The organism is Thiorhodovibrio frisius, from assembly GCF_033954835.1.
GTDB lineage: Bacteria > Pseudomonadota > Gammaproteobacteria > Chromatiales > Chromatiaceae > Thiorhodovibrio > Thiorhodovibrio frisius.
Genome location: NZ_CP121471.1, coordinates 3722759 through 3737374 on the forward strand (window position 1 = coordinate 3722759; position 14616 = coordinate 3737374).

13 protein-coding genes are annotated in these 14616 nt (G+C 59.2%); 2 read left to right on the top strand and 11 right to left on the bottom strand.

The features are described from left to right. Positions 1-7 precede the first annotated feature (7 nt). The 9 genes from Thiofri_RS17075 to Thiofri_RS17115 form a co-directional block, all read right to left on the bottom strand. A complete protein-coding gene (locus Thiofri_RS17075; protein WP_009147679.1) occupies positions 8-244 on the bottom strand; it encodes a hypothetical protein in 237 nt (78 codons plus the stop codon). Further along, positions 244-3009, bottom strand: a complete 2766-nt coding sequence (locus Thiofri_RS17080; protein ID WP_009147678.1) for a chemotaxis protein CheA — start codon at positions 3007-3009, stop codon at positions 244-246. The genes Thiofri_RS17075 and Thiofri_RS17080 overlap by 1 nt, the downstream gene beginning before the upstream one ends. Next, positions 3006-3377, bottom strand: a complete 372-nt coding sequence (locus Thiofri_RS17085; RefSeq protein WP_009147677.1) for a response regulator — start codon at positions 3375-3377, stop codon at positions 3006-3008. Before Thiofri_RS17085 ends, Thiofri_RS17080 begins: the two co-directional genes overlap by 4 nt. Further along, complete coding sequence (locus tag Thiofri_RS17090; protein ID WP_009147676.1) at positions 3374-4234, bottom strand: CheR family methyltransferase; 861 nt, start codon at positions 4232-4234, stop codon at positions 3374-3376. Before Thiofri_RS17090 ends, Thiofri_RS17085 begins: the two co-directional genes overlap by 4 nt. After that, complete coding sequence (locus Thiofri_RS17095; protein ID WP_009147675.1) at positions 4224-4847, bottom strand: HEAT repeat domain-containing protein; 624 nt, start codon at positions 4845-4847, stop codon at positions 4224-4226. The genes Thiofri_RS17090 and Thiofri_RS17095 overlap by 11 nt, the downstream gene beginning before the upstream one ends. 10 nt (positions 4848-4857) lie before the next feature. Continuing rightward, on the bottom strand, positions 4858-5922 hold the full coding sequence (gene cheB / locus Thiofri_RS17100) for a chemotaxis-specific protein-glutamate methyltransferase CheB (protein ID WP_009147674.1): 1065 nt from the start codon (positions 5920-5922) through the stop codon (positions 4858-4860). Continuing rightward, the gene (locus Thiofri_RS17105) at positions 5919-7442 is read right to left on the bottom strand and encodes a chemotaxis protein CheW (protein ID WP_040855385.1); all 1524 of its coding nucleotides are present in this window, start codon (positions 7440-7442) and stop codon (positions 5919-5921) included. Before Thiofri_RS17105 ends, cheB begins: the two co-directional genes overlap by 4 nt. Before the next feature lie 166 nt (positions 7443-7608). After that, the gene (locus Thiofri_RS17110) at positions 7609-9525 is read right to left on the bottom strand and encodes a methyl-accepting chemotaxis protein (RefSeq protein WP_009147672.1); all 1917 of its coding nucleotides are present in this window, start codon (positions 9523-9525) and stop codon (positions 7609-7611) included. A 236-nt stretch (positions 9526-9761) separates the two neighbouring features. Continuing rightward, positions 9762-9938, bottom strand: coding sequence for a CsbD family protein (locus tag Thiofri_RS17115; protein ID WP_009147671.1), 177 nt, complete (start codon positions 9936-9938; stop codon positions 9762-9764). 655 nt (positions 9939-10593) lie between these two features. Between Thiofri_RS17115 and Thiofri_RS17120 the strand changes: the two genes are divergently transcribed. Beyond that, positions 10594-11397, top strand: a complete 804-nt coding sequence (locus tag Thiofri_RS17120; protein WP_223296698.1) for a TMEM43 family protein — start codon at positions 10594-10596, stop codon at positions 11395-11397. A gap of 140 nt (positions 11398-11537) precedes the next feature. Here the strand turns inward: Thiofri_RS17120 and Thiofri_RS17125 are convergent, their stop codons facing one another. Further along, a complete protein-coding gene (locus Thiofri_RS17125; RefSeq protein ID WP_323705502.1) occupies positions 11538-12038 on the bottom strand; it encodes a YybH family protein in 501 nt (166 codons plus the stop codon). Continuing rightward, entirely contained in the window at positions 11989-12942 is a 954-nt protein-coding gene (locus tag Thiofri_RS17130) for an IS1595 family transposase (protein ID WP_009147668.1), read from the bottom strand. The genes Thiofri_RS17125 and Thiofri_RS17130 overlap by 50 nt, the downstream gene beginning before the upstream one ends. Before the next feature lie 303 nt (positions 12943-13245). Between Thiofri_RS17130 and Thiofri_RS17135 the strand changes: the two genes are divergently transcribed. After that, the gene (locus Thiofri_RS17135; RefSeq protein ID WP_009147667.1) at positions 13246-14529 is read left to right on the top strand and encodes an HD-GYP domain-containing protein; all 1284 of its coding nucleotides are present in this window, start codon (positions 13246-13248) and stop codon (positions 14527-14529) included. Positions 14530-14616 lie beyond the last annotated feature (87 nt).

Sequence of the window (14616 nt, forward strand, 5' to 3'; positions counted from 1 at the left end):
ACAAAAATTACTCGATCAAAGCGGATTCGAGCCAACTACGTAATCCAGCATCCTTGGGCCAAGCTTTGATGACAGGCTTGGCGGCCATCAAGACTTGCAGATTGGCTGGATGCAGATGGACGCAATCGGCCAAATTCACCTTCGCAGTCGGTTTCTTCTGCAACCATTCCAATAAGGTTTCGGCTTCCTCAACGGTCACAATGTCAAGAAACAGGGCATGATTGCCTTTGAACTCAATGGGCATCACAGAATCTCCTTGACATTGAGCACCATCAGCACCGAGCCATCGCCCATCAGCGCGGAACCGGAATAGGCAGACAGACTCGCCAGAACACCAGTCATGGGCTTGAGGATGATATCGACGGTCTCGCGGAAATCGTCCACCAGCAGGCCTAGGGTTTCATCGCCCAGCCGCACCACTAGCACCGCCAACTCGTCATCAGCGTTGGCCTTGTGCTGCGCCTGAATCCCGAGCAGGGTGTTGATCGACTTCAGCGGCACAATACGCCCGCGCAAGACCGCGGCCAGACTGCGTTTGATAGTGCGAATCGCAGACTGGGGAACTCGCACAGTTTCCACCACAGTGTCCATGGGGACACCGAAGGACTGATCATCGGAGACGACAATCATGACGTTGGTCACCGCCATCGACAAAGGCACCGACAGCCGCAGTTGGGTGCCCTGCCCCAGAACACTTGTGAGCGAAATGGCACCGTTGACCTTTTCTACGGCTGTGCGGACCACGTCCATGCCCACCCCGCGCCCGGAGAGGTCTGACACCGTCTCTGCAGTCGATAAACCGGCGGCGAACACCAGATTCACGGCCTCCTGGTCACTAATGCGCTCTAGCGTGGCCTCGTCGATGAGTCCCTTGGTATAGGCCTTGCGTTTGATGGTCTCGGGGTCGATGCCCTTGCCGTCGTCCCTGATCTCAATCACCACCCGGTCGGATTCCTGGCTGGCACGCAGCGTCAGGGTGCCAGCCACTGGTTTGCCGGCAGCGGCGCGCACCTCGGGCGACTCGAACCCATGATCAAGACTGTTGCGCACGATATGCACCAACGGATCACCCAAGGCCTCAATGATGTTCTTATCGGCCTCGGTGTCCTCGCCCTCCATGACCAGGTGCACATCCTTGCCGAGCTTGCGCGAGATGTCGCGCACCAGACGCGGGAAGCGCTGAAAAACAAAGGAAACGGGCATCATGCGCACCTGCATGATGGCATCCTGCATCTCCTCGGCGATGCGATTGATCACCGCGTAATGGCCCTTGATGTCGCGCGAGAGTTCGCGCACCCCGAACACATCCTCGGCCCGTCCCGCCAAGTAGGGCAGGCCATTCTTGGCCACCACCATCTCGCCGATCAGGTTCATCAGGCGGTCGATCTTGGTCTGATCGACCTTGAGGCTCTTGGGGCCGGCGATGGCATCCTCGGCGCGGCGACCGAATTTGACCCCGCCGCCCCCCCCTTCTGGCGCCGGTGTTGCCTGGGCAGCGGCTGATGAAGCGGCAGCTTGTGGAGCCTCGCCGAGCGCTGTAGCACTCGCTGTGGGAAGCTGGGGCGATACCGGCTGATGCTCTGCGCCGGCATCGGCAAGCACCGGGGCCACAGCGGGAAAGCGTGCATCCAGCCAGGCCAGAAGGGCCACCCCGCTGTTTGCCTCCAAGGCCTCTCCGGTTGCCGTATCAAGCCCCGGCAGCGCCGCACTGTCGCCGCAGACGCGCAGGCAGCCGGACAGTGCGGCAGCGACGGACTGAATCCGACCAGGCAGCCAATCGGGATTGTCTGTCTGACTCAGAATGGTCCGTTGCGTGGCGACGACAGCCTCCAGCGCCTCAGCCTCCTCCACAGACAAGGTGGCGACATCGTCGCGTTGAGTGCTGCCCTCTGCTGCGACAGCCCCAACGCCATCCCAAGCGGGCGGCTCGAAGGTGCGCAATGACTCTAGGAGCGCGTCGAGAACGGCCGGACTCTCTGGCTCGGTCTCCCGCTCAGTTTCCAGTACCACCCGCAGCCAGCGCAGGCCCGAGGCGATCCAAAGATCGGGGTTGGAGAGTTCGAGCATGGTGCCGGCGTTGCGAGCCAGGCCGTCAAGATCGCCGGCCCGCAACAGCTCCAATGCATCAGAGAGGAAGTCATCGTAGACCGGCCCACCATTGGTGTCGCCATGAGGCAGAACCAGCGCGAGCCGGGCGACTGGTATGAGCCTTATCTGGTCCGCCACATAGCGATAGTGTTCCTCCAGCGCGGCACGGGGTGCGGCGTTCAGCAGACTGAAATCCAGCACGCAAGCATAGGCGTCCAGCTCGGCCAAGGGCGACCATGGATCGCGTGCCTCAATGCCGCCCCACAGCAATTCGGGGGTTTGGCGCACCAGAAAGAAGGGATCATCGCCCTGGTAAAAACATTGTTCCGACGGGGTGTAGACGAGCCAGTGCAGCGGATCACCCGCGCGGGCACGCCGGTAGGCATCCATGCGCGCGGCCTCGGGAATAGCGGCGAGCGGCAGTTGCGCGGATGCCTCGGGGTCCGGTTCTTTGGTCTCCGCACCCGTTGCGACATCGGGCGCGCCGGGCTTGCCTGGAGCCTGGCCGGAAGCCTGGTCGGGAGCCTGGCTGTCATCGGCTTGCATCAGCTCGCGCAGCGAGGCTCCCAAGCGTGCGGCATCCGTCCCGTGGGTTTTGCCCATGACACCGTCCGACTCGACTTCATCGCACAGCATGCCGACGAAATCCATCGCGTCCAACAGACGATCAGCCAGGAGCTGCGAGTAGGCCACCCGGCCGTTGCGCACCGCATCCATGAGGTCTTCGCCAGCGTGCAGCACCCGGGTCATTTCGGGAAAATCGAACAGGCCACTGTTGCCCTTGAGGGTATGCACCAGACGAAACAGCTCATTCATCATGGCCGCGTCGCCGGGGGCGTTTTCCAACTCCATCAGCTTTTCGCTGATGCCTTGCAGGAAATCGCGCGCCTCCGACAAAAACTGTTCGAGCAACGGACTCATTGAGCCACCTCCCCCAAGAGCACCCGGACCTGGGCCAGGAGTTGATCGGGCTTGACCGGTTTGATCACATACAGGTTGGCGCCGGCGGCATAGGCGCGTTGCTCATCGGCAGGCTGTGCCTCGGTGGAGATCATGATGGCCGGCACCTGCGGCAGATCGCTGCCGCGCAATTCGCGCAGGAAACCATAGCCATCCAATTTGGGCATGTTAATGTCCACCAGATAGAGATCGAAGCTCGACTGCAAGGATTTTTCCAGTGCCTCAATGCCGTTCATCGCCTCCTCCACGGCGAAATTCGCCGTTTCGAGAATCCGGCGGTGATACAAGCGCACTGTCGCCGCATCATCGATAATCAGAATGCGCTTCATGACGTCTCCAGTGGCCTTTGATAGACGATGGCCTCAGGGAATTTCCGCACCTTGTAAAGTGACGAACTGCGGCTCATGGATTCCGAATGACCGAGACAAACGAAGCCGCCTGGCTTCAAAGCGTCATAAAAGGTCTCAGTCGCCGTCTTGCGCGAGACATCGTCGAAATAGATCAGCAGGTTGCGGCAGAAGATTACGTCAAAGTCGCGATAGCTCCGAGTATCACCGCGCTCGGAGACATTGACCCGAGTGAACTCCACCGACTCACGCAGATCATCACAAATCTGATAGCCGTCAGCCTGGCGGCGAAAATACCGCTGCAGGTATTTGGCCGGCAAATGCTGCACCGAGCGGATTGAATAAAGCCCCTCACGGGCGCGAGCGAGAATTCGGGTATCGATGTCGGACGCAACGATTTCGACATCCCATTCATTGATACCAGGCCAACGCTCCAACAGATAGATGGCAATGGAATAGGGTTCCTCGCCGGAGGAAGATGGAACCACCCAGATACGAATGGCGCGCTGATCGCGTTTGCGCGCGACGATTTCGGGCAGCAGTGAATCGACCAAACACTGAAACTGATACTCTTCACGGAAAAAATAGGTTTCATTGACCGTCATCAGATTGGTCAATAACTGCACTTCATCGCTGCTCGCCTGAAAGCGCAGCAAGGTGAAATAACTGCGAAAGCTGCCGCTGTCCGTGGCTTCAATGCGCTCCACTAACCGCTTATCGACGAAATAGCGCTTGGATGTATCGAACTGGATACCGGTCTTGCGATAGAAAAACTCCCGAAACTTCTGGAAATCCTCGTCGCTGATCCGGATATTGGCCGGCGCCGGATCAGGCTTCACGAAGACGCCCTAGAGCCAGGTCGGTCGCAAAGCGGATGTATGGCTCGTCGGCAAAGCGCACCTTAAGGCGCAATAGACTCTCGCGAGCCGACACCGTCCCGACCTCTCCGAGCAGATCCACCGCTGTACCGCAGACATTGACATGGGAGTCGTGATCAATGACCTCGATCAGCCAGGTCTCCACCTCCGGGTGACAGAGGGATTCCAGAATATTGACCGCGAAGATCCGGACATCCGGATCGGAGTCGGCGAGCAGGCCGCGCATAATGGGCGCCACCTCATCGGGCAACTGCTGCATGGCCTCAATCGCCTCGTTGCGCAGCGCCGGTTCCTCGCTGCGCAGACAGTCGACGAGACCCGCTACCGCTGTGGCGTCGCCCAGGCTGGTCAGGGTCGTAAGAATGACCTCCCGAACTGAAACATCCGCTTCTTGTTTAAGGCAGGCCACCAAGACGGGCGAGGCATCCGGGCAATCGACCAGATCACGCGCCGCCCAGCGCCGAGCGGTCGGGTCCGACGCCTCCAACTGCACGATCAGACTCGCGCAATCGCGGTCCGCCTCGCGTGCGTCTGTCGTGATGGGCTCGTCTGTTTGGGTTTTGACGAGAGCCATGATCGAAGCCTCAACGCCCCGCCCAGGTGTTGACCTGCGCGGCGATTTTTTCCGCATGCAGCACCAGGCTGGCGCCACCGCGCGCGATCAGTTCCGCTGGCATCCCAAAGACCACAGAAGATTCCTCGGATTCGGCGATGGTGCGCCCGCCGCGCGCTTTTATCTCGGCGAAGGCATCGGCGCCGTCATAGCCCATGCCTGTCAGTAGGATGCCGATGACCCGCGCGGGGTCGCAATGCTCCAGCACCGAGCGACCCAAGAGCTCGACCGAGGGGTGCCAGAGAAAGTCGTGATTCTCGGGCTTGGAGAGGACTGTCAGGCACCCGCCGCGCTGACCCACCACCATGTCGGCGCCGCCCTTGCCGATGTAGATGGTGCCCGGCTCGACCGGCATGGGACGCGCGACCTCCACGACATTCAGGGTGCAGAGCCCGTTCATGCGCTGAGCGAAAGGGAGCGTGAAGGACGCGGGCATGTGTTGGGACACCAGAACCGGCCAGGGAAAATCAGCCGGCAAGCGCGGCAGGATGTCCTCCAGAGTGCGCGGACCGCCGGTCGAGACGCCAATCACCACCAGCCCCTCGCCCGCCACGCCGCGACGCACGGCAAGCGGTCGCGGGGCGGGTTTCGCCTGCTCCTGACGCAAGCGGTTACTGACCGTCCGAGCTGTCCTGGATTTGAGCCGTGCGCCTGCCGCAGCGCGCACTTTAGCCACCAGTTCAGCGCTGATCTCCTCGATAGAGAGCGAAATGGTGCCGCCCGGTTTGGCCAGATAATCCACGGCGCCTAGATTGAGCGCCTCAAACGTAGCCAGCGCGCCCTGCTCGGTGAGCGAGGACACCATGACCACCGGCACCGGCCGCTCTGCCATTATCAGCGACAGCGCTGTGATGCCGTCCATCTCCGGCATGTTGATATCGAGCGTCACCACGTCCGGCTCGAAGGCGCGATTCTCCTCGACCGCCTCCTGGCCGTTGCGCGCCTGACGAATCTCGAAATCCCCCTCGGCCTGGAAGACATTGGCCAACTGACGGCGCATCAGCGCCGAATCGTCAACAAGCAGCAGCTTAATCATGCGGACAAGGCCGCCAGGTCGGCCAGCTCACGTCCCCGCACCAACTGCGTGGGATCAATCAACTGCACCAGACGCTGCTGCTTTTCAAGGTTCGCCATGCGCGCGAGGAGTTGTGATTGCTCGCTGGACAATTGCGGCGCCGGTTCGATGGCGGTTTTGGGAATCTTGAGCACCTCAGCCACCGAATCCACAATGAAGCCGGTGCGCGCGCCTTCGATCAGAAACACCATGACACGTTGGCGGTCCGTGCGCTCCACGCTCTGCAAGCCAAGGCGTCGGCGCAGATCGATCACCGGCAGCACCGTCCCGCGCAGATTGATGACCCCCTCCACAAAGGCCGGCGCCTTGGGCACATGGGTCAACTCTTCCGGAACCCGCACGATCTCTTGCACACTCTCAATCGGCACTCCGAACTCCTCCTTGTCGAGGCGGAACACCACCACCTGCTCATCATCGTCGGCGCTTTCCTCGTCAGAATCCTCAACATCGGCTCGCTCGCTCTCATTCATGCTATCCACGGTGGTCAAGGCCTCCTTGATGGCTGAATGACGGAAGAGATTGTCGGTGGAGATGATCGACACCAGGCGCTTGCCCTCGTCGAGCCGACAGATATCGGAGATGTCGGCCATATCCCCGTCGCGCGCCAAGAGACCGGGCATGGCCTCAACCACGGCCTTGGCGACCCGCAGGACTTCGTTAACGCTGTCCATCACCAGGCCGACCGAGGTCCCGCCCAGCGACACCACCACGATGCGGCTATGTTCGTCCGCCTCCTGCGGTGGCAGCGCGAACATCCGGCGCAGACTCACCAGAGGCAACAGGCGGTTACGCAAGCTCATGACACCCAGCACATGCTGCTCCGATCGCGGCACCTGCACGATATGCTCGGGCACCTGCACGATCTCCTGAACATTCTCGATCGCGACGGCGTACTCCTGCCCGGCAACATCGAAGCTCACCAGTTGCAGTTCGTCGCTGTCCTCTTCCTCTTCGGTTTCGGCCTGCCTGGAAAGGCCCGCCGTCATTCCTGCGGACTTGGCCAGCTTGGCGATGTCCGCGAACTCCCGACTGATCAGTTGAGCGAAGTCCAGCACCATAATCATGGCGTGACCGCCCACATCCTTGATGAGACCGGACAGCAGTTGGGTATCCACGGTGCTGCTGATGGAGCCGACCGCCTCGATTTTGGCCGGCTCCACGCCTATCACGCTGGCAACCCGGTCGACCACAAAGCCTAGGGGCTGGCCAATGTCGATCACCAAGGCGCGGGTGGTGTCATCATGCTCACGCTCGGGCAGTCCGAACAGATGGCGCAGCGCGATGATCGGCAACACCTTGCCACGCAGGTTGGCCAAGCCTTGCAGACTGGGTGGTGCCAGTGGCACCCGGACCACCTCCGGTACCCGGATGATCTCTTGCACCGGGGCCATGTCGACGGCGAAGACCTCCTCGCCGACGACGAAGGTGACGAACTGGCGAATATCGCTGACTTGCTCATCGAGGTCATCATCCAGTGGCACCCCATCGCGTCCTTGCTTGCTTTGCCCTTGCCTGCTTTTAGGGGGGGAGTCTTTGGGGTTTTCCGTCAGGGTCTCTGGTTCAATTTGTTCTGGTTCAATTTGTTCTGGTCCAACTTTTTCTGGGCGCATCTCTGGAGGGGGAGTCTCTATCGTCATGATCGCACCCCTAGGCGCTTTGCAGTTCGTCGGCGAGCGAGGCGATCTCCTCGACGGCGGATGCCAGTTCCTCAGCCCCTTGCGACTGCTGCTGGGAAGCGGACGCCGCCTCGGTCGCGGCCTTGTCGGCCTCCTGAGCGGCGGCGGAGATCTGCTCGATTCCAGTCTTCACCTGCGTGACAGCCGCGACGATCTCGCCAGCGGCGGCAAGAATTTCCTGTGTTCCCTCCTCCACGGTGACGATATCCGTCTCGATGGTTGTCAGATTGGCTGTGGTCGCCTTGGCCTTTTCTACCTCAGTGAGCGCGGAGGAGACGATCTCTTCCAGATCGCGCCCGACGATGCCGATCTGATCCTGCACTGCCTTGACCAGATCCTTGATGTTGTCGGCGTTCTCGGCCGAGTCATGGGCCAGATTGCGAATGTCGGTGGCCACCACCACGAAGCCCTTGCCGAATTCGCCAGCGCGCGCGGCCTCAATCGAACCATTCACCGCCAACATGTTGGTCTGGATGGAAACCGTAGTGATGGCGTCGACGATCTTGTCAATGCGCCGGGAAACCAGCTCCAGGTCATTGATCTGTTTGATGCTCGAGCGCGAGGCATCCGCCGCAGTCGAGACCCCGCTAACCAGGCCGTCGACGGTGGTCTTGTTCTCGGCCAACAGGGCCTTGATCGCTTCCACCTTCTCGGCGCCGGCGGTGGCGCGCGCCTGGGCCAGCTCCAGCCCCCGCTCAATCTGGGTCACAGCAGCGGCCGACTCCTCGGTGCTCGCAGACTGCACCTCGGCCCCCTTGCGGATCTGGTCGATGGCGACCTCGATCTGGGTGCTGGAACGATTGATCTCAGCGACGGCGGATGACAGTTCCTCAGCGGCGGAGGCCACCTCCTCGGCACTCTTGGCGACATCGGTCGATGTCTTGAGGTCCTCGGCCAGCTCCGAGAGCGCCTGGGCCGCCTGCTCGCACTCAGCCAACGCCTGCGACTGTTCAGCCACCGTCTTGGCGGCTTCCTCGGCGGCAGCAGACTGCTCCTCGGCAGCGGCGGCAATATCCTCCGAGCCCTTGAGCGCCTGCTTGGCGGCGGTGCTGGACTGCTGGGCACCGGTGGCGATCTCCTGCACGCCTTTGACGATCTCCGCCGCATCAAGACGAATCTGCTCCAGTTGGGTAATGATGGACTGACCCTTTGCCGCCTCGCCCTCTACCGTCTTGGCCGATGTGCCGATGCCCTGGGCGATGGTCTTCACCTCGCCTTGGATCTGCCCCACCAGGTCCTGAATCTGCTTGGCGCTCTTCTCCGAGGTCTCGGCCAGGGTGCGCACCTCGTCGGCCACCACCGCGAATCCCTTGCCGTGCTTGCCGGCGCGGGCCGCCTCGATGGCGGCATTGAGCGCCAGCAGGTTGGTTTGGTCAGCGATGCGCGCCACCGCCTTGACGATATCGCCGATGTTGGCCGCTTGTTTCTCCAGTTCCGCCACGCGCTCGACCGAGGCCGATTGACGCTGAGCCGCAAGACCAACGTTCGTGACCAGGCCGTCGATCTCAGCGCTGGCCTTAGCCACCAAGGTCTGAGTGGCATCACTCTTCTCTTGGCTGGTACTCGCGCTACTCAGTTGGCGCCCGATGGCCACCTCGACCTGCTTGAACGCCGTAAGTGACTCCTGGGCCGCACCGGACGCCTCCTCGGCGCCGGCGGCGATCTGATCAACCGCGCGTTTGAGTTCCTCGGCGGCAGAAGCTGCCTCATTGACGCCTGAGGACAACTGGCCGGTGGCGGCGGCGATGCGCTCGGCCGCCTGCTGCTGCTTGGCCAGCGTGCGCGCGCGCTTGCGCTGCGCCTCTGCCTCGCGGGCGGCCGCTGCGGATGTCTTGCCTTCAGCCGCATTGGCACTGGCGGCGGTTGAGGAATGTTTCACGAGTGCCATGCGGTGTCTCCTGATGTTCGAAGGATTGGCTCACCGAATCGCAAACTTGAGAAACTGTCCTTTTTCTAATTCGCGAATCAGGCTATTCCAGGAAAGGGAAGAAAGTGACCGGCTGTTTCGGTCGCGGCGCACTGAAGTGGGCAGTGGCCGAGCCTGCCAGTGTCAAACAACGCCCCAGCGCTGCTTGGCCGCCGACAAGCCAATTCACCACCAATAGATGCGCCGCAACCCGCGTCTTAGCCGTCTTTTTTGATCTGCGCCTCGATATCACCGACACCCGCCTGCATCTTGCCAGCGTTCTTTTGGACTTTTCCTTTTGCTTCCAGCGTCTTATTGCCGACGGCATGACCGGCAACCTCTTTCACTTTGCCCTTGGCTTCTTCGTAGCGACCATTGACTTGCTTTTTGTTCATCTCTCTGCCCTATCTGATTAGTTAAACCATCGCCCAAGCGCGGAATGTCATTTCCCATCGCTTGTAGAGAAAATGTACGCGCAAGGCGGCTGGCCGTCGGTTCGGCAGCGCACATAGAGCAGGAGTATTTATTTTTGCACTACGGAACCGACGGCTCTGGACACCTCAGCGTTCCAAGCCGCGGCACAGGGATCTCTCGGGGGGGGCTGAATGTCCCAGCCAGTCGCCACAGAGTCCTCAGGAAGGTTGCTCGACGGCATTCTCGAGCGTTGACCAGGTACCTCGTACCCGCTAATCTCCGCTCTTGGTACCCGGATTAGTTCATCAGGGTTGTTTGGATTTCTTATCCCTTAAATGAGGGATCGTTATGAGTAACAATAAAGGCTGTTTATTTGCTACCCCTTTCATTGGTGGGCTGTTTATATTGATGATGTTGCCCATGCTATTTTGGAACGAAGGCCGGGCGATTAACACCTATCGCTCTCTGATTGAGGGCACGGCCGCGGTCATCTCCGTTGCCGCAGACACCGTTGAGCCAGCTAATGAGGGCAAGCTGGTTCATATTGCCGGTCGAGCCACCAACAACAAGCCGGTGCGAGACGTGCTTTTTGGGATTACAGAGGAACATGTCTTGCGCCTCAAACGCACCGTCGAGATGTATCAATGGCACGAAAAGAGTTCGTCAAAACGATCAGGCAGTGAGAACAGTACCGATTACAGCTACTACAAAGATTGGACAGATGAGACAATACAGTCCAATAGCTTCCATCGAGAGGGGTACGATAATCCGCCCATGCCCTATCACGGCGAAATATTTAATGCTGAAACCGTCACCGTCGGCGCCTTTGTTCTGCCGCCCAACATGGTCGAGCAGATGAATGATTTTCAGCAGATTCAGATCGAAAAAGCACCAGAGTTATCGCGACCCGTTAAGCTGATCAACAGTGGGTACTTTTATCTGGGGAAAAACGAAAAATCGCCCGAAGTCGGCGACGTGAAAGTCAGTTTCGCCATCATCCGGCCGGGAGAGGTATCGGTGGTGGCACAACAAAGGGGTAACAGCTTTCAGCCCTACGACACAAGCTACTATCCGGTGGAACTATTTGAGACAGGGATGCACAGCGCCAAAGCCTTGTTCACCATGGCTCAATCGAAAAATACAGTTCTCACTTGGATGCTCCGTTTCATGGGCTTTATGGGCATCTTCGTCGGGCTGATGATGATTTTTAAGCCGTTGACCTCGTTACTCGGCTACATTCCCATCTTGGGCAACATGGCGAACTTTGGCATTGGCCTGTTTGCCTTTGGGATTGCTATTGGCCTAGCCTTTGTGGTTATTTCTTTAGGGTGGATATTCTATCGCCCGGTGTTGGGTTTTTCCTTGCTTGTCGTTGGTCTAGCTGGTTTTGCGGGTACCTGGTTCGCGGTGCAAAAGTTCCAGCACAAATCAGAGCAGTGAAACGCGAGGTAAGCCGGCAAGTCTCCACTGATCGTCACTGAGCGCAGCTTGAGGATAGCCTTCGCGCGCCATGAGCCCCGCCCCGGAAGCAGGCACAGGGATAGCCTCCGCGCGCGCGCCGCGCCGAGGCCCTTCGGGATCTATTCGACCGAAATCACCTGGAAAAAATCGCGGGTCAACAGGATCTGACCGTCGATCACTTCCCACATATGCATGTAGCGACCGGTGATGCGTTGCTCCCCGATCTCTGCCGTCATGTCGGAAATTTCATAGGCGGCGTTCGATCCATAGTTGCGGATATCGATCACCTTAAACTGCAGGTTGCGCACACCCTTTGCAAAGGCTGCCGCATAGTTTTTCGCAATGCCATCGCGACCGAGGATCACGGGTTGGCCAGGCAGAAACAGCGCGGCATCCTCGGCGTAGAAGTTGGCCACGGCCTGGGCGTCCTGCGCGTTGTAGGCTTCGGCAAAGGCGTTCATCCGCGCAATAATGGGGTTGTCCTGCTGTGCTGAGACGGCGGAGGCAAACACGAGCAGGATCGCGAAAGCAATCGGTACAATGTGGGACATGGAATATGGCCTTTCCTGATTAGCAAGATTCCTCAGCAGCCCGAAGCCAGCGTTGCGGGCGTGGTCCAATCGTGACCGCTGCGACGAGCAAGCGATTTTGAATTGTGTCGAGGTCGAAGCGGCGGTTGAAGCGATAGGCGAAGGTGGAAAGATAACGCGTGCCATATTTGGCGAAATCAAAGGCGTGGTAAGCGCCGCCGAAGCTGGTTTTGAGGTTGCCCAGGACGGTGTTGACCCAAGCAAATTGCGGGAGATCCCTTGGCTTGAGGGCACCAACGACGATGGGGCTGTGCTGGCATCCAGCATCGGTCACGCCAGCAAAGCAGCCCAAGCCGTCGGACGTTACCCGACATCCAGGGGTCAAGTCACTGGCTGCCCAGTTGGCAATGGCCTTGCGAGTGAAGCCTGGGACGGGCGCCATTTTCGCATACTGCGGATGCCCCTCGGGTGTCAGCGAGACGGCCGCAACGAAGGGCACTTTATTCTCCGAGCCCCGTCCGGCTGTGCCGCCGGTGAGCTCTCCGCCGAGGTAGACATCATCGACCTGGATGTCACCAACGAGCGTATAGGCGCTGTCGCGTTCGCACATCGCCTGCATGAGCTTGTGTTGCAGCAGCCAAGCGGTCGGATAGCTGACGCCGAGTAGGCGTTTCAGTGCCAAGGCCGACAGCCCGGTCTTGGCCTGGCTGATCAAATAGATCGCCAGAAACCAGAGCGTCAGTTCCAGATGCGTGCCTTGGAATAGGGTCCCGGCGATCAGCGAGGTTTGCTTGCGGCATGCTTGGCACTGAAAGGTTTTGTGTTTGCTACCTTTGAGAATATACGCATGGGCATGCCCGCAGTCGGGACAACGAAACCCCTCAGGCCAGCGTGCCTGCTCCACGGCGCTTTCGCACTGCGCCTCGGTGCCAAATTGCGCGAGAAAATCCGGCAACGACAGGCCGGTTTGGAATTGAACGCGATTCATCGGCATGGTTTGGTCCTGAGGCAGAATGAGGTAACTCAGTGTGCGCCCTTTTTCCTTTTGTCGTCGGAAATTCTGGTGGCTGAAGAAGCTTGCTAATCAGGTGGCCTTTTGGGTCAAATGAATGCAGAGGGACCGTGCCACAGAACAGCGGTTTTAGGCAAGTGAAATTTGCGGGCGATGCGGAGCTGAGCCCCACTCGTTCCTGCGCGCAGCGGCAACTGATTATGTCCGTTTCCCCCTGTAGTCGTGAAAGCGAATATAAAAACAGAATAATCGCTCGGCTCTTTTATACAAATGAGGAGTATTCAGATGGCTTCTTCCACACGCGCAGCCTATACCATCCGGCATCCGATGAGCCAAGTAACCGTGCGTTTAGTGTTGGTCGGCGTGATAACCAGCCTCTTGATGGGCCTAGCGGTGTGGGGATTTGAAACCGAACGCATTGATGATCGGGTACTTGGGATGGCGGTCGCCGCCGCAAACCACATCGATAGTGAGGCGCTCCAGCACCGCAACCTGGACCAAGAAGGGCCAGGCGCCCTGCGAACCCAGGCCAAAAATGCGCTGTACGAGCAATTCGTTGTGGTGGAAATTTACAACCACGACCGAGAAAAGCTCGTCGAAGAAGTCGCGCCGGGTTGGGAATCACTGGAAGAACTGCTCGCCGCTCAACATCATGCCTTTCCTATCGACGACGAGGTGCACTACGAAAAGCACTTTATTCTGAACCAGTTGGTGTTAGTGGTGCTGGTTCCGGTAAAAAACGCTGACGGGATCATCAGCGGCTACCTGGAAGGCGTTTATGTCACGGCCCCGGAAATCCTCGCTCGCCTGAAACAGGACGTTATCATTACCGTACTGGTGGTCATCGCGGCCGTTCTGCTCACTTCGCTGGTGATGATTCCAGTGATTTTGTCCCTCAATCGGGTTGTTTTAGAGCGCTCCCGACAAGTCCTGCGCGGCAACCTGGAGACCCTGGACGCGCTGGGTGCCGCTATCGCCAAGCGGGATTCGGACACCAACATCCACAATTATCGCGTGACCCTGCTGGCGCTTGAACTGGCGGCTGCAGCGGGCATGAAAGAAGACAGTATTCGCGATTTAATGATCGGTGCATTCCTGCACGATGTCGGAAAAATCGGCATCAGCGATGCCATCCTACTCAAGCCGGGCCGCCTCACCCCAGAGGAGTTCGACATTATGCGAACCCATGTCAAGCTTGGAGTGGACATAGTCGCAAGTTCTGAATGGCTACAAAAAGGCCGGGAAGTGGTGGAATTTCACCATGAAAAAATCGATGGCTCAGGCTACATGCGCGGACTCAAAGGTGAAGACATCCCACTTGCTGCGCGCGTTTTTGCCATTGCCGATGTCTTCGACGCCCTGACCTCCAAGCGACCCTATAAAGAACCCATGCCCCTGGAAAAGGCCATGGCCATCATAAAGCAGGACGCCGGAAGCCATTTCGATGCTCGATTAGTGGATCTGTTTCGCGACATTGCACCGGCGCTTTATGCGGAACTCTCCACTATGGACGATTCGGCTGTGATCGCTCGAGTCAGAAGCAAAGCTGAACATTACTGGCTTGGCTAACCGAGATTTTTTAAACCGCCGCGAGATGCGCGATCAAGCCATTGATCAGAAATCCATTCGATCCTCAATGATGGGCAGACGGGCGTG

Bases quoted from the DNA above. Each gene is read 5' to 3' on its own strand.
- Thiofri_RS17075 (WP_009147679.1), bottom strand. From the start codon at position 244: ATGCCCATTGAGTTCAAAGGCAATCATGCCCTGTTTCTTGACATTGTG.
- Thiofri_RS17080 (WP_009147678.1), bottom strand. From the start codon at position 3,009: ATGAGTCCGTTGCTCGAACAGTTTTTGTCGGAGGCGCGCGATTTCCTG.
- Thiofri_RS17085 (WP_009147677.1), bottom strand. From the start codon at position 3,377: ATGAAGCGCATTCTGATTATCGATGATGCGGCGACAGTGCGCTTGTAT.
- Thiofri_RS17095 (WP_009147675.1), bottom strand. From the start codon at position 4,847: ATGGCTCTCGTCAAAACCCAAACAGACGAGCCCATCACGACAGACGCA.
- cheB (WP_009147674.1), bottom strand. From the start codon at position 5,922: ATGATTAAGCTGCTGCTTGTTGACGATTCGGCGCTGATGCGCCGTCAG.
- Thiofri_RS17110 (WP_009147672.1), bottom strand. From the start codon at position 9,525: ATGGCACTCGTGAAACATTCCTCAACCGCCGCCAGTGCCAATGCGGCT.
- Thiofri_RS17115 (WP_009147671.1), bottom strand. From the start codon at position 9,938: ATGAACAAAAAGCAAGTCAATGGTCGCTACGAAGAAGCCAAGGGCAAA.
- Thiofri_RS17120 (WP_223296698.1), top strand. From the start codon at position 10,594: ATGTATCAATGGCACGAAAAGAGTTCGTCAAAACGATCAGGCAGTGAG.
- Thiofri_RS17130 (WP_009147668.1), bottom strand. From the start codon at position 12,942: ATGCCGATGAATCGCGTTCAATTCCAAACCGGCCTGTCGTTGCCGGAT.
- Thiofri_RS17135 (WP_009147667.1), top strand. From the start codon at position 13,246: ATGGCTTCTTCCACACGCGCAGCCTATACCATCCGGCATCCGATGAGC.